This window comes from Cupriavidus pauculus (assembly GCF_022179805.1).
In the GTDB taxonomy this organism is placed as follows: Bacteria; Pseudomonadota; Gammaproteobacteria; order Burkholderiales; family Burkholderiaceae; genus Cupriavidus; species Cupriavidus pauculus_E.
The window spans coordinates 236,531-253,636 of the sequence record NZ_BPUO01000003.1 but is presented as its reverse complement, the minus strand read 5'-3'; the positions used below and the strand labels follow the sequence as shown (position 1 = coordinate 253,636).

General features: G+C 66.6%; 16 protein-coding genes. 9 read left to right on the top strand and 7 right to left on the bottom strand.

The window, feature by feature from the left end; genetic code table 11:
• Window positions 1–217 precede the first annotated feature (217 nt).
• A complete protein-coding gene (locus MFF62_RS07330; RefSeq protein ID WP_238261683.1) occupies window positions 218–913 on the bottom strand; it encodes a TetR/AcrR family transcriptional regulator in 696 nt (231 codons plus the stop codon).
• 151 nt (window positions 914–1,064) lie between these two features.
• Here MFF62_RS07330 and MFF62_RS07325 point away from each other — a divergent pair, with 151 nt between their 5' ends.
• From MFF62_RS07325 to kce, 7 genes are all read left to right on the top strand, one after another.
• On the top strand, window positions 1,065–2,291 hold the full coding sequence (locus MFF62_RS07325) for an acyl-CoA dehydrogenase family protein (RefSeq protein WP_238261681.1): 1,227 nt from the start codon (window positions 1,065–1,067) through the stop codon (window positions 2,289–2,291).
• A 16-nt stretch (window positions 2,292–2,307) separates the two neighbouring features.
• A complete protein-coding gene (locus tag MFF62_RS07320; RefSeq protein ID WP_283205319.1) occupies window positions 2,308–2,808 on the top strand; it encodes a flavin reductase family protein in 501 nt (166 codons plus the stop codon).
• Between the two features lie 67 nt (window positions 2,809–2,875).
• On the top strand, window positions 2,876–4,198 hold the full coding sequence (locus MFF62_RS07315) for an MFS transporter (protein WP_238261679.1): 1,323 nt from the start codon (window positions 2,876–2,878) through the stop codon (window positions 4,196–4,198).
• Window positions 4,199–4,212: 14 nt separating this feature from the next.
• Window positions 4,213–4,830, top strand: coding sequence for a nuclear transport factor 2 family protein (locus MFF62_RS07310; protein WP_238261677.1), 618 nt, complete (start codon window positions 4,213–4,215; stop codon window positions 4,828–4,830).
• 31 nt (window positions 4,831–4,861) lie between these two features.
• Window positions 4,862–5,704 carry a fumarylacetoacetate hydrolase family protein gene (locus MFF62_RS07305; RefSeq protein ID WP_238261675.1) on the top strand — a complete coding sequence of 281 codons (843 nt, stop codon included), beginning with the start codon at window positions 4,862–4,864 and terminating at the stop codon, window positions 5,702–5,704.
• 26 nt (window positions 5,705–5,730) lie between these two features.
• Window positions 5,731–6,654: a VOC family protein gene (locus tag MFF62_RS07300; protein ID WP_238261674.1), complete on the top strand. Its 924-nt coding sequence runs from the start codon at window positions 5,731–5,733 to the stop codon at window positions 6,652–6,654.
• 42 nt (window positions 6,655–6,696) lie between these two features.
• Window positions 6,697–7,632, top strand: coding sequence for a 3,5-dioxohexanoate:acetyl-CoA acetone transferase (gene kce / locus MFF62_RS07295; RefSeq protein ID WP_238261672.1), 936 nt, complete (start codon window positions 6,697–6,699; stop codon window positions 7,630–7,632).
• 74 nt (window positions 7,633–7,706) lie between these two features.
• Here the strand turns inward: kce and MFF62_RS07290 are convergent, their stop codons facing one another.
• The gene (locus MFF62_RS07290) at window positions 7,707–8,840 is read right to left on the bottom strand and encodes an amidohydrolase family protein (protein WP_238261670.1); all 1,134 of its coding nucleotides are present in this window, start codon (window positions 8,838–8,840) and stop codon (window positions 7,707–7,709) included.
• A 272-nt stretch (window positions 8,841–9,112) separates the two neighbouring features.
• Here MFF62_RS07290 and MFF62_RS07285 point away from each other — a divergent pair, with 272 nt between their 5' ends.
• Both MFF62_RS07285 and MFF62_RS07280 read left to right on the top strand, forming a co-directional pair.
• Entirely contained in the window at window positions 9,113–11,113 is a 2,001-nt protein-coding gene (locus MFF62_RS07285) for an arylsulfatase (protein WP_238261668.1), read from the top strand.
• A 15-nt stretch (window positions 11,114–11,128) separates the two neighbouring features.
• Window positions 11,129–12,208, top strand: coding sequence for a formylglycine-generating enzyme family protein (locus tag MFF62_RS07280; RefSeq protein ID WP_238261666.1), 1,080 nt, complete (start codon window positions 11,129–11,131; stop codon window positions 12,206–12,208).
• A gap of 4 nt (window positions 12,209–12,212) precedes the next feature.
• Here the strand turns inward: MFF62_RS07280 and MFF62_RS07275 are convergent, their stop codons facing one another.
• The 5 genes from MFF62_RS07275 to MFF62_RS07255 all read right to left on the bottom strand — a co-directional run bounded on the left by MFF62_RS07275 (window position 12,213) and on the right by MFF62_RS07255 (window position 16,997).
• Window positions 12,213–13,718, bottom strand: coding sequence for an MltF family protein (locus MFF62_RS07275; protein ID WP_238261664.1), 1,506 nt, complete (start codon window positions 13,716–13,718; stop codon window positions 12,213–12,215).
• Between the two features lie 166 nt (window positions 13,719–13,884).
• On the bottom strand, window positions 13,885–14,655 hold the full coding sequence (locus MFF62_RS07270; protein WP_238261662.1) for a PIG-L deacetylase family protein: 771 nt from the start codon (window positions 14,653–14,655) through the stop codon (window positions 13,885–13,887).
• Window positions 14,603–15,370 carry a glycosyltransferase family 2 protein gene (locus MFF62_RS07265; RefSeq protein WP_238261660.1) on the bottom strand — a complete coding sequence of 256 codons (768 nt, stop codon included), beginning with the start codon at window positions 15,368–15,370 and terminating at the stop codon, window positions 14,603–14,605. The genes MFF62_RS07270 and MFF62_RS07265 overlap by 53 nt, the downstream gene beginning before the upstream one ends.
• Entirely contained in the window at window positions 15,367–15,969 is a 603-nt protein-coding gene (locus MFF62_RS07260; RefSeq protein ID WP_238261658.1) for an SAM-dependent methyltransferase, read from the bottom strand. Before MFF62_RS07260 ends, MFF62_RS07265 begins: the two co-directional genes overlap by 4 nt.
• Complete coding sequence (locus MFF62_RS07255; RefSeq protein WP_238261654.1) at window positions 15,966–16,997, bottom strand: acyl-CoA dehydrogenase; 1,032 nt, start codon at window positions 16,995–16,997, stop codon at window positions 15,966–15,968. Before MFF62_RS07255 ends, MFF62_RS07260 begins: the two co-directional genes overlap by 4 nt.
• Between the last annotated feature and the right edge of the window lie 109 nt (window positions 16,998–17,106).

Below are 17,106 nucleotides of genomic sequence, written 5' to 3'. Positions count from 1 at the left end.
CCCTCTGTCGCGTTCCCGTCGCTGTCTGGCGGGAACCGATTGCGTGTCCATTCTTGTGAGACGAGGGGCCATCGGCAAGATAGGGAATGCGCCGCGTTGAGCGTACACAATCGTCACGGTGACATCTGTGTACGCTGAGCCGCGAACATTCCCTACCTGGTGAAAACCTGCGCGATTCCTAGAATGAAACGGCGCGCAATGCGCCGAATTTTGGCGTTCAGCCCTGTGCGCGCCACGTCTTGCGCACGCTTTCTGGCAGCGCGTCGACAAGCTCGCGCGAGGTGTCGGTGGCCTTCTGCGCGCGTCGCTTTTCCACGGCAAGACTGCGCAATGTGATGCGGATGGCGCTGTCGATGTACTGCTTCGGATCTTTCGTACGCTTTAGCAATAGCGTGCGGATGCCCTCGATCGTCGCGCCCATCACGGAGTCGGCGGCGGCCTGCAGGTTGTCGAATTCCATCACGCCGTCGAGTGCGCCGGCGCGCAGGTCTCTCATCATGTAGGTCATCAGCGTCGACTCCTGCGCCATCAGCTCAGCGCGCAGCACAAAGGCGGCCCAGCGATGGTCGGTCAGCGCGCGCGTCAGGAACAGCCGCAACCCGGTGCTGACGCGATGCACGGGGTCCTGCACCGCGTCGTAGATCGGCAGCATGTCGATCGTCATCTGGTCGGTCACCTCGCGTGCCACGGCAATCAGCGCCTCGTCCAGCGACGTGAAGTGCTTGTAGAACGTGCCGCGTGAAATCTCCGCCGCGCGTGCCACGTCCTCGATCGACGTGGAGATCTTCGAACGATCGGAGTACAGCTCCATGATCGCGCGCAGGATGCGCGTGCGCATCAGCTCGCGCTTCTTTCGCGCGGCAACGGTGCGGTGGTCTTCGCGTTCGGTGGGGACGAATGTGAGCGGGGCCATGGTCAGTCTCGATGCGCGTTGCAGTGACGGATGTTCATGCCGAGTCGGCCGAAAACCCTATCTTGCCTGATTCGATGCCGTTCTTACAATAACGAAAACGTCATTCTTGCAGCCATCCCGGCGCATCGAACTGAAAAAACAGGAGACCCTTATGACGCTGGCATCCGTTACCAACATTCGTATCAACGATACCGATGACACAGTGCATGCGGAACTGCTGCGCCGGGCAACGGCGATGGTGCCGGCGCTGCGTGCCCGCACCGCGGAGGTGGATGCGCTGGCGCGTCTGCCGGAGTCCACGGTGGCCGAACTCGATGGCGCCGGCATCCTGGACATGATGGTGCCGAAGTCGGCCGGCGGAATGCAGGTGTCTCTTCGCACCTACATGGAAGTGGTCAGCGAGATTGGCCGGGGCGATGGCTCCGCCGCATGGGCGTGCGCGCTGATCAACGTCTGCAACTGGATGGCGGCAAGCTGCCTGCCGCAACCGGCGCGTGACGAGGTCTTCTCGGGCCGTGCCAAGGTGCGCACCGCAGGCGTGCTGTCGCCGCGCAAGGCCGTGGTCAAGCGCGTGGAAGGTGGCTACCTGATCGAAGAAGGCATGTGGGGTTTCAACAGCGGCGTGTATCACGCGCAATGGGACCTACTGGGCATTCCGCTGGTGGATGAGTCCGGCGCGGCGGTGGACCAGGGCATGGCACTGATCCCGACGTCCGATCTCGAATTCCTCGATGACTGGGACACGATTGCGCTGCGCGGCAGCGGCAGCACCACGGTGCGCGTACGCAACAAGTTCGTGCCGGACTCGCGTGTGGCCGCGCTGTCGTCGATCCTGGCTGGCGACTACATGTCCCACTTTAGCGACGACGAGTCGCTGTACCGCATGGCGTTCATGCCGGTGGCCGCCATCATCCTGGTGTTCCCGGCATTGGGCATCGCGCGTGCCGCGCAGGAGATGTTCCTGGACAAGCTGCCCGGTCGGGGCATCCAGTACACGTGGTACGAAAAGCAGTCGGAGGCGGCGATTACCCACCTGCAAGTCGGCGAGGCGTCGGCGATGATCGACGCGGCCCGGCTGGTCGTCGAGCGTTGTGTCGATGAGATCGACGCGTACGCAAAGGCCGGCACCATGCCCGATGCCCTGACCCGCGCGCGCATCCGCCGCGACACGGGCTATGCGAGCAAGACCATCTGGGAAGCTGTGGACCTGCTGGCCAGCGCGTCGGGAGGATCACTGGCCGGTGCCCGCAATCCGTTCAACCGCGTATGGCGCGACGCACGCGTGGCCAACCTGCACGGCATCGTCTGCACCGCGACCAACCTCGAGCTGTACGGCCGCATGCTGTGCGGCCAGGCGCCGAACACGCCGCTGGTGTAAGCGGGAGGCATCGATCATGACCACCACTCCACTGACCGACCCGGCACGCTTTCGCCGGATCATGGGCAAGTTCGCCACTGGTGTGACGGTCGTCACCTGGCTGCGCGACGGCGCGCCGGCCGGCATGACGGCCAACGCGTTCATGTCCGTTTCGCTGGAACCGCAACTGGTGCTGGTGTCGGCGCGCAACGCGTCGCGCTTCAGTGCATCGGTCGGCATCGGCGATGGCTTCGCCATCAACTTCCTGTGCGATCACCAGGAAGACCTGAGTGCCCACTTTGGGGGCAAGACCTGCGAGGGACTTGGCGCCATGCACACGCATGGCTCCGGCACGCCGTTCCTGCCGGAAAGCCTGGCGCATCTGATCGTCCGAACCGTGGATATCCATCCGGCCGGCGACCACAAGCTGTATGTCGCGCAGGTGCTGGCGCTGGAGGAGCGCGACGCCGTGGCGCCGCTGCTGTTCTACGGCGGCCGCTACGGGCGCCTTGCCGCACCGCCTTCCTGCCACGCCTGAGTCCTGCGACCGACCACCGCGCCAGACGGTGGCGCAGGCAACACAACGACATATCGAGGAGACAAGCATGCTCAATCGAAAGGCGGCACGCACGCTCGGCCTGGCCGCGCTGGGTGCCATGCTCGAGTACTACGACTTCGTGATCTTCCTATTCGTCGCGGCGGCGATCAGCGAAGCATTCTTCCCGCCCGGCGTTTCGCCGTGGGTCAGCCAGATGCAGACGCTTGGCATCTTTGCCATCGGCTACCTCGTGCGGCCCATCGCCGGCATCGTGCTGGCGCATTTTGCGGACATGCTGGGCCGCAAGAAGATGTTCATCTTCCTGCTGGTGCTGATGGCGGTGCCAACGTTCCTGATCGGCGTGCTGCCCACATACGAGCAGGCCGGCATCCTCGCGCCGATCGCGCTGCTGGTGCTACGTGCGCTGCAGGGCTGCGCGGTGGGCGGCGAGTTTCCGGGCGCTGCGGTGTTCGTGTCCGAGCATGCACCGCCTTCGCGGCTGGGGACGACCAGCGGGACGATGCACGGCATCGTGCTGGCCGGCCTGCTGCTGGGCACCGGCGCGGCGGCATTGTCGGCGTACATCGCCAGCCGTACCGGCATGCCGTCGCTGGCGTGGCGCCTGCCATTCCTGGTCGGCGGTGCATTCGGCCTGACCGCTGCATGGCTGCGGCGCCAGCTTGAGGAGTCGCCGCTGTACGCGGGTATCCAGCAGTCGCGCCAGCTTGCGAGCGAGACGCCGCTGCGGATCGTGCTGCGCAATCACGCGGACGCCTGCGTCTTTGGCCTGGGGCTGGGTTTCACGATGGCCATCGGCACGACGGTGTTCTTCCAGTACATGCCGACGCTGCTGGCCACGCACTACGGCGTGCCACGCCAGGCGGCGCTGCAAGCGAACATGTGGGGATCGTTCGCCTTGTGCGTGTCGATGCCGTTCTGGGGCTGCCTCAGCGATGCGATGGGTTGGGCACGTTCGCTGGGCATCGGCGCCATCGCCATGCTGGTCGCATCGGTGTGCTTCTTCCGGTGGCTGCCCGATGTGCTGGCAGAGCAGGGGTCGCTGGCGCTGCTGTTCATGCTGCCCGGCGTGGCGCTCGGTTCGGTCATCGCGTTGGTCCCCGGCCTGCTGTCTGCGCTATTCCCCACGCATGTGCGGCAGAGCGGCTATGCCGTGCCCTACAACATCGGGGCCGCACTGTTCGCGGGGCTGACACCGCTGGCGCTGGCCTGGATGGTGCGCGCCTACGGCCCCGATTCGGCAATGTACCTGGTCCTGGCAACGGGCCTGGTCACCGCGTGGTTGGCATTCCGGGTGCGCCGGATGCGTATGTACCTGGGCGTGGCGCAACCGCACGCCCAGGCTGTGGCAGCGCCCAGCGAAGCGCGTTAATGAATGGAGACACCATGCAAGAAAGACTGCAGGCCATGCTCGAAATGCTCGACAAGGCCGAGATTGCCGAGATCGTCCAGACGGAGCGCGCGGCACGCGACCAGGCGCAATGGGCGCGTATGTTCAATACGTATCACCTCGATGCCGAGGTGGGCGTGTCGTGGTTCCAGGGCAGCGGACCCGATTTCGTGGCCGCATCGCGCCGCATGTATGAGGCCGGCCACCATTCGGCCCACCAGATGGGGCCCACGCTGGTGACGCTGAACGGCGACCGCGCGCTGGCCCACACGCCTTGTGCGGTGGTAGCGCGCACGCGTCTGCAGGGCGTGGAGGTGGAAGTGACCACGCATGCCCGGCTGCACGAGCGCATGGTGCGCCGCGCCGGCGCCTGGCGCATCGCCCGCATGGGCATCGTCTATCTGCGCGACGGGCTTGTCGTGGTCAATCCGTCCGAGCGCGTGGCGCTCGATGTCGCGCGGCTTGCCGACTTCCGCGCGACTTACCGATTCCTGTCCTACCTGCTGGCCGAGATCGGACAGCAACCCCGCCTGGACCTGCCCGGCACCGACCGGCCCGAAACCGTACAGCCGCTGCTCGACAGCGACGATGCCTGGCTGGCTGGCGCCGGCTGACCCCACAACAATCTATCAAGCGAGACACTTCATGCGATACCTGCGATTCATTCTCGATGGCAAGACCCAGACCGGCGTGCGCGAAGGCGACCGGATTCGTGTGCTGGGCGACATGCCGCTCGAAACGTTGCTGGCCAACGGCAATGACCTGGAGGCCTGGGCTGGCACTGTCGACGGCGGCGTAATGGTCACCGATGCCGACGTCACGTTCCTGCCTGTGCTGCAGCAGCCGCCCAAGCTGCTATGCATCGGCCTGAACTACGCTGATCACACGCGCGAAAGCAAGCTCGAACAGCCGAAATACCCGACCGTCTTCCCGCGCTACGACACCAGCCTGACCGGCCACGGCCGGCCCATCGTGCGCCCGCGCGTTTCGGATTCGCTCGATTTCGAGGGCGAGTTCGCGGTGATCCTGAAATCGGGCGGCCGCCATATCGCCAAGGACAAGGCGCTGGACCATGTGGCCGGCTATGCGCTGTTCAACGACGGCTCTGTGCGTGAATACCAGTTCGTTGCCCCGCAGTGGACGATGGGCAAGAACTTCGATCAGACCGGTGCGTTCGGCCCGGAACTGGTCACGGCCAGCGAGGTGCCGGCTGGCGCCCGGGGGCTGACGCTGGAAACGCGTCTGAACGGCGAGGTTGTGCAATCGGCCAGTACCGATACGCTGATCTTCGACGTGGCGACGCTGATTTCCACGCTCAGCGAGGCCATCACGCTCGAAGCGGGGGACGTGATCGTAACGGGCACGCCGAGCGGGGTGGGCTGGGCGCGCGAACCGAAGCTGGTGATGCGGGCGGGCGACGTCTGCGAAGTCAGCCTGACGGGCTTCGCCACGTTGCGCAATCCGATTGCGGACGAGAGCCAACGGTAACCACAGCCGATCCAGCGGAGACCATCATGAGCGATACCAATCCACGCGCCGCCGTCCATTCCATCGGCCACTATGCACTTGTCGTGCCCAGCCTTGAGGACGCGCGCCACTTCCACCTGGCGTTCGGCCTGAACGTGGTGGACCACGGCGACCGCCTCGATGTCATGACGTCCGACGAGCAGGTCTGGGCGCGCATCTTGCCAGGAGAGCATCGGCACCTGGCTTACCTGAGCTTTCATTGCTACGAGCAGGATTTCGAGACGATCCGCGCGCAGCTCGACGCCGCTGGCGCCGTGCCTGCGGAGAACGCGCCATATGCGTCGGGTCATGGGCTGTGGTACCACGATCCCGATGGAAACCTGATCCAGGTGCGGATCGGCCCCAAGACCAGCCCGTCCACCAAGCCGGACGTGACGCATGTGCACATAGGCGCCGATGCGCGCGGGGCGCTGTTCCGCGACGAGGTGCAGCAGGTGCGGCCGCGCAGGCTGTCGCATGTGGCGCTGTTCACGCCCGACGTGTCGCGAGCACTCGACTTCTATGGCCGAGCACTGGGCCTGCGCCTGTCGGATCGATCCGGTGACCTGGTGGCGTTCACGCATGCGCCGCATGGCAGCGACCATCATCTGGTGGCGTTCGCGGCCAGTGCGGCAAAGGGCTGGCACCACGCGTCGTGGGACGTCGGTAGTGTTGACGAAGTGGGGCAGGGCGCCGCGCAGATGGCCGCTGCTGGCTTCACGCAGGGCTGGGGCACCGGCCGCCATGTGCTGGGCTCGAACTACTTCCACTATGTGCGCGACCCATGGGGATCGTTTTGCGAGTTCTCGTGCGACATGGATTTCATCTCGGCAGGCACCACGTGGCCGGCGGGCGATCACGCGCCCGAGAACTCGATGCACCAGTGGGGCCCGGAAGTGCCGCAGTGGTTCGTGCAGAACACCGAGGCCTGAGCGTCTGCCCATCCCATCCCGCGATCCACCCATATACGAACCATGTCGACATCTTCCAGCAAGGTCATCATTACCTGCGCCATCACCGGGTCCATTCACACGCCGTCGATGTCGCCCTACCTGCCAGTCACGCCATCGCAGATCGCCGCGTCCGCGATTGGTGCGGCCCAGGCCGGCGCGGCCATCGTCCACCTGCACGCCCGCGATCCGCAGACCGGCATCCCAAGCCAGGACGCCGCGCTGTTCGGCGAATTCCTTGGCGCGATTGCCGATGCCTCGGACGTGGTAGTGAACCTGACCACCGGCGGCGCGCCCACCATGTCCATCGAGGAACGCCTGGCGCCCGTGGCGCGCTTCAAGCCCGAAGTGGCGTCGCTGAACATGGGCTCGATGAATTTCGGCCTGTACGAGATGCTCGGACGCTACAAGGAATTCCGGCACGACTGGGAGCAACCGTACCTGGCCGCGAGCGAGGACCGGATTTTCCGCAACACGTTCCGCGATATCGCCCATATCCTGGAAGCGTGCAATGCCAATGGCACGCGCTTCGAGATCGAGTGCTATGACATTGGGCACCTGTACACGGCCGCGCATTTTCTGGACAGGGGCCTGCTGAAGGCGCCGCTGTTCATCCAGTCCGTGTTCGGCATCCGGGGCGGCATCGGCGCGCATCCGGAGGACATCGCCCATATGAAGCGTACGGCCGACCGCCTGTTCGGCAAGGACTATGTGTGGTCGGTCCTGGGTGCGGGCGCGCAGCAGTCACGCGTGGTGACGCAAGGGCTGCTTATGGGCGGTAACGTGCGGGTGGGCCTGGAAGACAACCTCTGGCTGTCGCGCGGCAAGCTGGCGACGAGCAATGCCGAGCAGGTGGCCGGCATCCGCACGACCATCGAGCAGCTTGGCTATGCAGTGGCCACGCCCGACGAGGCGCGCGCTATGCTGGGGCTAAAGGGCAAGGAGCAGGTGGCGTTCTGAACGGCCCGGACGCCGAACTACAAACAAGAACGGACGCCCTGGTGGCGTCCGTTTTCATTCATGGCTGTGCTACGTCAGGCTTGCAAGAGGCGGGGGAACAGCGCCAGCGCGTTGTCGCGCATGAAGGCACGGCGCATGGCGGGCGGGATCTGCGCCGAGCGGTCGAGCACGGCGGCTAGTTCGGCGGCCACCGGTTCGGGCGTGAATGGATAGTCGCTGCCGTAGAGAATGCGCACCGGGTCGGCTGCCTGGAGCAGCGCACCCAGCGCAATGGGTTCGGGTACGCCAGCCAGGTCGTAGTAGAGCTTCTGGAGCGCGGCATCCATGTCGACGCGTTCGCGGCTCAGTTTCAGCATGCCGCTGATGGCGGCCACGCGCGCGGCCAGTACCGGCACGGCGGCGCCAGCATGGGGCACGATGATGCGGATGTCGGGATACCGTGCCAGCGTGCCCGAAAGGATCAGGTTGAAGACCGCGCGCGTAGTGTCGAAGATGAACTCGATCATCGGATACGGATAACCGAGCGGCGGCAGCGAGGCGGCATCCGTCCCCTGGCAGCAGGCGCAGTGCGGATCGGTAGGATGGATGAAGATCACCGCGCGGCGCCGGTTCAGCTCCGCCATGACGGGATCGAAGCGAGGGTCGCCAAGATAGATGCCGTGGTAGTTGGATTCCATCACCACGCCGTCGGCGTGCAGCGTATCGAACGCGTACCGCAGTTCGGCCAGCGTGCCCGGCACATCGGGCAGCGGCAGCGCGGCAAACAGGCCGAAGCGTCCCGTATGACTGGCCACGGCGCGGGCGCCTTCTTCGTTGCAATAGCGCGCGAGCTTGCGCGCGGCGGCATCATCGCCGAAATGCAGGCCAGGGGCGGAGATCGACAGCATCGCCGTGGCAATGCCCAGGTGATCCATCATGCCGACGTGCTGTGCAGCGCTCCATTTCGGAATGGCAGGCATGCCGGACGGCTTGCTTTGGCCGGCGGCCTCCAGCGCGGTGCGGTACCGGTCGGGGATGTAGTGAGCGTGAACATCGATGCGCCCACGGGTTGCATCGGGCACGGCGGTCCGGGCGCCCCCGGCGGCAGGTTCCGCCGCGCCGGCCATGGTGGGCAGCCCGGCGGCCAGGCCCAGCGCACAGGCCAGCACCTGTCGTCGTCCCGCGCTGACGGCCGCTTCGGCCGTGGCATCCCCTACCTGTTTTTGCATCGCAGTGTCTCCCCGCATCGGTTATGGTCGCGCCGCGCCGGAAGGAACGGCCCGTCGATTCTATGCAGGGGTATGACGACGACCAAGCTGGGGAATGCGCGGTGTTTGGCGTCGACATCTGTACATTGCGAGCGCCCCTACCGATGTCCATCTGGCCGTTCCACCGTTTTTGCAACGAATTTTTCCGCAGAAGCGCATGCGGATTCATTGTTTCGCATAAGTCGCACGGGCCCCTAGCATGGCCCTCTTTTCCACGGTCGCGACCTATAACAATGAAGAACCATCACGCTGCTCCGTCCCACCCCTCTCGCAACAGTACCGCTCGCGGCCTGCGCCTGGGCTTGCTGGCAGCAGCCTCGGCCGCCGCCGTCGTGTCCCTGGTCGCCTGCGGCTCGGATGGCAGCGCGCCGGTGGCGTCCAATGGCGGCGGAGTGATCTCGCCCGGTACCGTGCCGGCGCAGAAGCGGCCCAACATCCTGTACATCATGGCCGACGACCTCGGCTATTCGGATATCAAGGCGTTCGGCGGCGAAATCGATACGCCCAACCTGGATGCGCTGGTTGCATCGGGCCGCATCCTGACGAACCATCACACTGGCACGGTCTGCGCCATTACGCGCTCGATGCTGATTTCCGGCACCGACCACCATCTGGTGGGTGAAGGCACGATGGGTGCGCCCAATGACGAACGCAGGGGCCTGCCGGGCTACGAGGGATACTTGAACGACAGCGCGCTGTCGGTGGCCCAGTTGCTGCAGGACGCCGGGTATCACACGTACATGGCCGGTAAATGGCATCTGGGATCGAGCATCGTCGGCGGCGCCGCCACCAGCGGCAAGACGCCGGACCAGTGGGGCTTCGAGCGCAGCTACGCGCTGCTGGGCGGCGCGGCATCGAACCATTTCGCGCACGAGGCCGCCGGCTCGAAGAACTACACCGAGAACGGCCAGTACGTGCAGCCGGGCCAGCCGGGTCAGCCAGGCGGCACGGGCGGTTCGCCGGCCGTGTTCTATTCGACCAATTTCTACACGCAGAAGCTGATCGAGTACATCGACGCCAACAAGGCCGACGGCAAGCCGTTCTTTGCCTACGCGGCCTACACGTCGCCGCACTGGCCGCTGCAGGTGCCGGAGCCCTGGCTGAGCAAGTACAAGGGCCGCTATGACGCGGGCTATGACGCCATCCGCAACGCACGTATCGCGCGCCAGAAGACGCTGGGCATCATCCCGGCCGACTTCAATCCGTATGCCGGGCTGCCCGAAGCGCTGGCCGCGCCGGCCGGCACAGCCAACAATGGCACGGCGGGCGCCAAATACATCAACGCGTTGAACGGTCCCGCGCAGGGCTATACCGACTATGGTCCGGGCCTGGTCGACAAGACGTGGGCCAGCCTGACTGCCGACGAGCGCAAGGCACAGGCGCGCTATATGGAAATCTATGCGGGCATGGTCGAGAACCTCGACTACAACATCGGCCTGCTGGTGCAGCACCTGAAGGACATCGGCGAATACGACAACACGTTCATCATGTTCCAGTCGGACAACGGCGCCGAGGCGTGGCCGATCACCACGGCCGATCCGCTGGTCACCGACACCGCCAACGCAACCGACCCGGTCTATTCGACGCTGGGCACTGACAACGGCCTGCAGGCTGCTCGACGGCTGCAGTACGGGCTGCGCTGGGCCGAAGTGAGCGCCACGCCGTTCCGCCAGACCAAGGGCTTCATGGGCGAAGGCGGCATCTCCACGCCGGCCATCGTGAAGCTGCCCGGCCAGACCGCCCAGCAAGCCACGCTGCGTGCATTCACGCACGTGACCGACAACACCGCGACGTTCCTGGCGGTGGCCGGCGTGGCGCTGCCGTCCACGGCGGCGCCCGCCAATGTCGACGGCGCGACGGGCGTGGACCGGAACAAGGGCAAGGTGGTCTACAACGGCCGCAATGTGTGGCCCATCACCGGGAATTCGCTGCTGCCGGTGCTGCGCGGCGAGGCGACGGGCGAGGTGCGCGCTACGGCGTTCGGCGAGGAATCGTATGGCCGTGCGCAGATCCGCAGCGCCGATGGCCGATGGAAGGCGCTGTGGACCGAGCCCGCGCAGTTCGGCCCCGCCGATGGCCACTGGGAGCTGTTCGACCTGGCCACCGACCGCAGCGAGAACCACGATGTGTCGGCCAGCAACGTCACCGTACTCGATGACCTCGTCGCGCAGTGGAAGGCATACATGAGCAGCGTGGGCGGCGTGGAGCCGGCGCGTCCCAAGGGCTACTACTGATTGGCGATGCGCATCATGTCGATTCTTGCCACGAAGCGCCCGCTCGCAAAGGCAGCCAAGGTCGTCGTGATCGCGGTGGCCTGTGGCGCGGCGTTGGCCACGCTGTACAACGCACAAGCCATCACGCGCCCCGGTGGCCTCGATGGAGTCAACGCCGGCAGGGCATTCGCCGCGCTGGGCACGGAGCGGCAGTGCGAGCGCTACAGCGGCCTGCCGCAAGGCTGGGGCAGCGACGCCAGGGCCGGCATGGTGCACCTGAGCGGCGGCGACTTCCTGTTGGGCAGCCGCCATGGCTATCAGGACGAACGCCCCGCCGGATCGGGCCGCACGCAGGTGGCCGGCTTCTGGATCGACCAGACTGAAGTCACCAATGCGCAATTTGACGCGTTCGTGAAAGCCACCGGCTATGTCACCGATGCCGAACGCCAGCACGGCGCTGCGGTATTCCATTCGCCGACCCAGGCCGAACTTGGTGCTCGGCCGCTGGCGTGGTGGACGTGGGTCAAGGACGCATCATGGCGCCATCCGGACGGCCCGGCCAGCGACCTGCGTGGCCGCGACAATCACCCGGTGACGCTGGTCACCCAGCGCGATGCGCTGGCCTACGCGCAGTGGCTCGGGCGCGACCTGCCGACCGAGGCCGAGTGGGAATACGCGGGCAAGGCCGGCCACGAGGACGCATCGCTCGATACCGCGCCGCGCGATACGGCGGGCAAGCCTTCCGCCAACTACTGGCAGGGCGCGTTCCCGCTGATGAACACCCGCGAGGACGGCCATGTGGGGCGGTCGCCGGTCGGGTGCTATGCCGCCAGTGACTACCGGCTGTTCGACATGATCGGCAACGCATGGGAATGGACGCGCGACGTGTACACCGGCGAGCACCAGGGGCATTCGAACGGCGACACCGCCGCCATCGCGCCCGCCAGCCGGCCGCACGGTGCGGCCGGCAATACGCCGATGGTCATCAAGGGTGGCTCGTTCCTGTGTTCGTCAGACTATTGCGTGCGCTACCGCGCGTCGTCGCGCGAGCAGCAGGAAGCGGATCTGCCGGCTTCGCACATCGGCTTCCGCACGGTGTTGCGCGATCGCGGGTAGCCGGTCAGCGTCCCATCTGCTGGACGGCGCGGGTCCGTTGTTCCTCGGCGTCCTTCAGCAGCCGGTACGACGCGTAGTACTTGTAGATATTGCGGACATAGGTGGTGGTTTCGATGCCCACGTTCTCGGCCACCACCACCTCGACGTTGTTGAACCAGACGTCGGGGTTGAGACCGCGCTCCGCGGCCAGCGTGCGCATCTTCGCGATCTTGCCGGGGCCGGCGTTGTAGCTGGCGAACGCGAACAGCGGCCGGTTCATCTCCGAGAATTTCGCGTCCTGGAAGTATCGCGTCATCAACTGGTCCAGGTACTTCGCGCCGGCATGGATGTTCGACGGCGTGACCTTGATGTCGCCAACGCCGAGTTCCTTTCCGGTGGCGGGCATTAACTGCATGATGCCGATGGCACCCACGCGGCTCTTGGCATCCTGCCTGAGCTGCGACTCCTGGAACCCCTGCGCCGCCAGCATCAGCGGATCGAAGTTGTATTGCTTGCCGTAGGTCTCGAAAATGCTCACGGTCAGCTTGAATCGCTTCAGTTCGTCGCTCTCGGCATTGTTGTGGATCTGCTTGATGCTGGCCATGTACTGCTTTAGGCGAATCTCGGCAATGCTCTGCTTGCGGATGAAGTTGTCGTAGAAATTTTCCACCGCCGCCTGCAACTGCGGGCTCTGCTTGCGGATGGCCCAACCGACCTTGCCGCCTTCGCGTACCGCGATGCCTTCGTGGACCTTTAGCTGCGGCAGGATCTGGGCCCACATGCGGGCCTTCCAGTCGTCGACCACCAGGATCTGCAGCAGGCCGACATTGAGCATTTCCATCGCATCCTCATCCTCAAGCGCCTCGGGCAGCGTTACGAGCTGCATGGGCGGCTTGCCGGCCTGGCGGAAGCGGGCGTTGAGGCCGTTGAGGCTTTCGAAGTAGCTGCTGTGGCGCCGCACATGGACCGTCTTGCCGCTCAGGTCGTCCAGCACGGACAGTGCCGGTGATTTCGGGCCGGTCAGCACGAGTTCGCGGATCGGCTTGAGCGCGGTCGCGACGACGAAGTCGGCCTGCTTCAGCCGGTCGTCGGTCACGGTCAGGTTGCCGGCGGCAATGTCGCCGAGTCCGTCGGACAGCGCCGGCAGAAGCCGGTCGCGCGGCGTGGGAATCATGATCACCGTCAGCGGACGCTTGCCCAGGCGGCTGGCGTAGGTCTTGTTGATGAAGCGTTCGAAGTCGCGCACGAAGTCGGAGGTCAGCCCGCGTTCGTGGCCGCGATCGTTGAAGTACAGCGTGCGGCTATAGGGCACGAGCACACGAATCACGCGCCGATCCACCATGGCGTCGAAGTCGCCGCGCCATGGCTTGTTCGTAAGGTCGAGCTGCCGCGCTGCGGAGGCCGGCGCAGTCTTGGCGGCGGGAGTGGGAGGTGGCGATGGATTAGGCGGGGCGGCTACGGAAAACGCGCTCGCAACCCAGAGCGCAACGCCAGAGAGAACGGGCCGGAGCCATGCGCGCGCAGCTTCCATCACAATCACCGTATCGGTTTGAGCGGCTGCCCTCACCGTCTGCCGTTGCCGAGCACGTCGCGGGGGACGCGGTCGCCGGTGTCATTCGTGAATCTGGCTGCGACTCCCTTACAGCATAGTGATCGGCGCGGGCAGTGCCAACGCGCCCCGCTTGCGGAGCGTCCTGTCAGGCAGCCGGTGCCGGCGCGTTCGCTGGCGCCATATCGACCGACCAGTATCGTTCCGGCGCGCCGATGTCGGCCAGTTGCCCGGCACTGAACAGCGGAAGCTGGCTCTCGTAGGCTTCCACGGCTTCCATCTTGATGCCTTGCCAGCGCGCGAGCGGAACGTGCACCGGTGTCGCGATCAGGCCCGCTTGCCACCATTCCATCAAGCGGTCCTGCACCACGCCCGCCATGCGGCGGTGTATCGCGTCTTCATAGAACAGCCACTGCACGGGCGGTGTCGGCATGCCGTCGTCCGCCGCGTGTGTGGCCTGTACGGCTTGCGCGGTCCGCATGGCGCCGATGGTGCCGCGCAGTAGCAGGCAGGCCCGGGCGACCAGCTCATGGTCGCTGTGGAACAGGCCCATCGGTGCCACCACGGTGCCGCCGCGTTGCAGCGCGGGCGACGCCGCCAGCCCCCTCATGATGTCCTCGGCCGCATGCGGCGTGCGATATTGCCCGTCCAGGAAACCGAGCCATTCCGGCCGCGCACCGAGTCGTCCCAGGCTGCGCGCGTCTTCCCGGCGCCGCATCACCACGGCCTGCGAGGTGCTGGTGAAGCCGGCTGCGCGGTCCCAGTCCGGTAGCGGCAAGGCGGCATCCGGTATGCCGGCAAGTACCGTCAGCACCACCGCGCCCTGCGCGGCGGCGAGCAGCGCGCCGCAACTGAAGACGGCGTCGTCAAGATGCGGCGAGATAACGGTCAGCGGTTCTGGAATCTGCAGGAGTGGCATCGATATCAACGGAAATGGGGCGGTCGGGGCCGCCGCAAACAGTCTCTAGGGTGGCCAGCGCCGCCAGTGCGGCCAGATGGTCGGCAAATCCGGCCGGTGCGCGGCCGCGGGTGCGCGCGCTGGTGACCACCCGGGGCAGCGTGCTCCAGGCAATCTCGGCATTGAGCGCGATCAGGCGTTGCACGAGCGCCACGTCTTCGCAGCTGGCGTCCGGCGGAAAGCCGCCGGCCCGGCGATAGGCGCGCGAGCAGACGCCGAGGTTGGCGCCGTGGATGTGGCGATGATCCTCCACGTGGCGATACTGCGCGGCGAAGTGCGCGGCCACGTGCGCGGGGTGGCCGCTCCAGTCGTCGACATCGACGAGCCCGCAGACCGCGTCGGCGCACAGCGCAAGCTGCGCCACCAGCCAGTCCGGCGCCACGCGGCTGTCGGCATCGGTGAACGCCAGCCAGCGCGCATCGCGTGCCAGCAGGTGCTCGGCCCCGGTATGCCGGGCCATGCCGACGTTGCGCGCCGCGATGGTCAGACACGTGACGTGGGTTGGCCCGTGGCGGCTGGCAATCGCCAGCGAGTGGTCGCTGCAGTCATCCAGCACCACCACCAACATCACGGGCTCGCGGTTCAGGCCGGGATGCAGCGCGGCGGTGCGCAGCGCCAGCAGGCAGGCTTCCAGGCAAGCCTCCTCGTTATGGACGGGTACGACGACGCCGATCACAGGATGGGCTCCCGCAGGCGCAGCGGTTGCGGATTGCGCGACCAGACCTCCAGCAGGAAGTCGGGCTCCAGGTGATGGACGTGGTGATGCAGTCCCGGCTGGCCTGCCACGGCGGCGTGCACGTCCTCGGTGCACATCCGGCGATCGGCAAACTGGCGCTGATAGTGGCAGGCGACCAGGGTGCCCGTCGGTGTCAGCGCGGCGGCCGCCAGTTCGGCGGTGCGCTGCCAGTCGGCCGGGTCAAAGTAGTAGCCAAGCTCGCTCAGGACGATCAGGTCAAAGCGACCGGCGGGCCAGTCCGCGGGCAGCTGCGCCACGCTGGCCTGCACGTTCGCCGTGCCCTGCAGCCGGGCGCGCGTGCGCTCGATGGCGCGCGGCATGACGTCGACCGCCAGCAGGGCATCGCAGCGCGCGGCAAGCCGCTCGGTCAGCATGCCGGTGGCGCAGCCCGCTTCCAGGGCCCTTGCATAGCGAGCTTCAGGCAGCGCCGCGACCAGCAGGTCGCGCTTGCGGGCCTCGTACCAGAGCGACTCCAAGCCCCACGGGTCGTCCTGATCGAATATTTCCGTGAATACCTCGGTGAAGTCGGGGCGGCTCATGGCTGGTATCCGCTGTCGGCCGCGTCCTCGTCCTGGCTCAGCACGCTGCCCAGCTTCGCGAGGTCGCACTCGGCATGGCTTTGACGCAGGAACACCGGCAGGTCGGCAAACAGCGCTGCCAGCCGGGCATTGCGGCAAAGCGGCCCGGCGCCCAGCACATTGCCGGCGCGCTGCATCACGCGCAGCACGGCAGCCTCGACGGCGCCGCGCAGGCGCATGGCCGGCACGTAGGCATCGGCGTCGGGCCGGGCGTCGATCCAGGCGGCAGTCTCGCGCAACAGGGCCAGTGCGCCGCGCAGGTCGCCGTCGATGGCGCCGAGGTGGGCCGCCGCGTGGGCGTCGCCGTGGCGGCGCACAGCCTGGCGCACCGCCTGTTCGAATGGCAGCACGGCGCCATACCAGCACGCGGCAATGCCGGCGCCGCCGTGCCAGAAGCCCGGCCGGTCCAGGTAGGCGCGATCGCCGCCGATCAGCAGCGCGGGACAATCCTCCAGCAATACATCGCCGCTACAGGTCTGGCCCATGCCCACGGCGTGCCAGCCTTCGGTTGTCACGGTGGCACCGTGGCCGCGCAAGTCGATGGCCGCCATCAGCGTGCCGCTGTCGTCGTCGTGGCAGGTCACTAGCGCGTGGGACACCTGTAGCGCACCCGAACACCATGCCTTGCGGCCATTGAGCCGTGCCGGGCGCCCGTTGGCGATGCCGGTGCGTACGGCCAGCGCACGGGTGTGGGCAAGTGTGGCGGCGCCAGAAGTGGGGCGAACGTGCACACGGGCATCCGGCGGCTCGGCGGCCCACACGGCCCACTGGGTATCGGACGCCGGCCGAGCCTGGCTGACTTCGGCCAGGATGGCCAGTGCGTCCGCATGCGCCTCGAACAGCTTGATGGCCACGGCACCGTGCCTGGCGGCGATCCTGGCGAACAGCCGCCAGCGCGCCAGTGTGTGGCCGTGACCGGGCAACGGGATGCCGCCGCCATCGCTGGCATGGCGGCCAATCAGCGCTGCGAGGGTGTCGTCCGGAGCCATGGAGGGAGGTGTGCGCGTTTCACATGCACGGCGCTCCGCAAGTTTCCTGCCAATGGGGTTGCCGGGCTCATAACGAGCCGGGGCGGGCGACCCGAGGGTTGCCCCCGTA

What these genes read in the sequence shown, in the direction of transcription:
- MFF62_RS07330 (WP_238261683.1), bottom strand. Translation starts at nt 913, where the DNA reads ATGGCCCCGCTCACATTCGTCCCCACCGAACGCGAAGACCACCGCACC.
- MFF62_RS07325 (WP_238261681.1), top strand. Translation starts at nt 1,065, where the DNA reads ATGACGCTGGCATCCGTTACCAACATTCGTATCAACGATACCGATGAC.
- MFF62_RS07320 (WP_283205319.1), top strand. Translation starts at nt 2,308, where the DNA reads ATGACCACCACTCCACTGACCGACCCGGCACGCTTTCGCCGGATCATG.
- MFF62_RS07315 (WP_238261679.1), top strand. Translation starts at nt 2,876, where the DNA reads ATGCTCAATCGAAAGGCGGCACGCACGCTCGGCCTGGCCGCGCTGGGT.
- MFF62_RS07310 (WP_238261677.1), top strand. Translation starts at nt 4,213, where the DNA reads ATGCAAGAAAGACTGCAGGCCATGCTCGAAATGCTCGACAAGGCCGAG.
- MFF62_RS07305 (WP_238261675.1), top strand. Translation starts at nt 4,862, where the DNA reads ATGCGATACCTGCGATTCATTCTCGATGGCAAGACCCAGACCGGCGTG.
- MFF62_RS07300 (WP_238261674.1), top strand. Translation starts at nt 5,731, where the DNA reads ATGAGCGATACCAATCCACGCGCCGCCGTCCATTCCATCGGCCACTAT.
- kce (WP_238261672.1), top strand. Translation starts at nt 6,697, where the DNA reads ATGTCGACATCTTCCAGCAAGGTCATCATTACCTGCGCCATCACCGGG.
- MFF62_RS07290 (WP_238261670.1), bottom strand. Translation starts at nt 8,840, where the DNA reads ATGCAAAAACAGGTAGGGGATGCCACGGCCGAAGCGGCCGTCAGCGCG.
- MFF62_RS07285 (WP_238261668.1), top strand. Translation starts at nt 9,113, where the DNA reads ATGAAGAACCATCACGCTGCTCCGTCCCACCCCTCTCGCAACAGTACC.
- MFF62_RS07280 (WP_238261666.1), top strand. Translation starts at nt 11,129, where the DNA reads ATGTCGATTCTTGCCACGAAGCGCCCGCTCGCAAAGGCAGCCAAGGTC.
- MFF62_RS07275 (WP_238261664.1), bottom strand. Translation starts at nt 13,718, where the DNA reads ATGGAAGCTGCGCGCGCATGGCTCCGGCCCGTTCTCTCTGGCGTTGCG.
- MFF62_RS07270 (WP_238261662.1), bottom strand. Translation starts at nt 14,655, where the DNA reads ATGCCACTCCTGCAGATTCCAGAACCGCTGACCGTTATCTCGCCGCAT.
- MFF62_RS07260 (WP_238261658.1), bottom strand. Translation starts at nt 15,969, where the DNA reads ATGAGCCGCCCCGACTTCACCGAGGTATTCACGGAAATATTCGATCAG.
- MFF62_RS07255 (WP_238261654.1), bottom strand. Translation starts at nt 16,997, where the DNA reads ATGGCTCCGGACGACACCCTCGCAGCGCTGATTGGCCGCCATGCCAGC.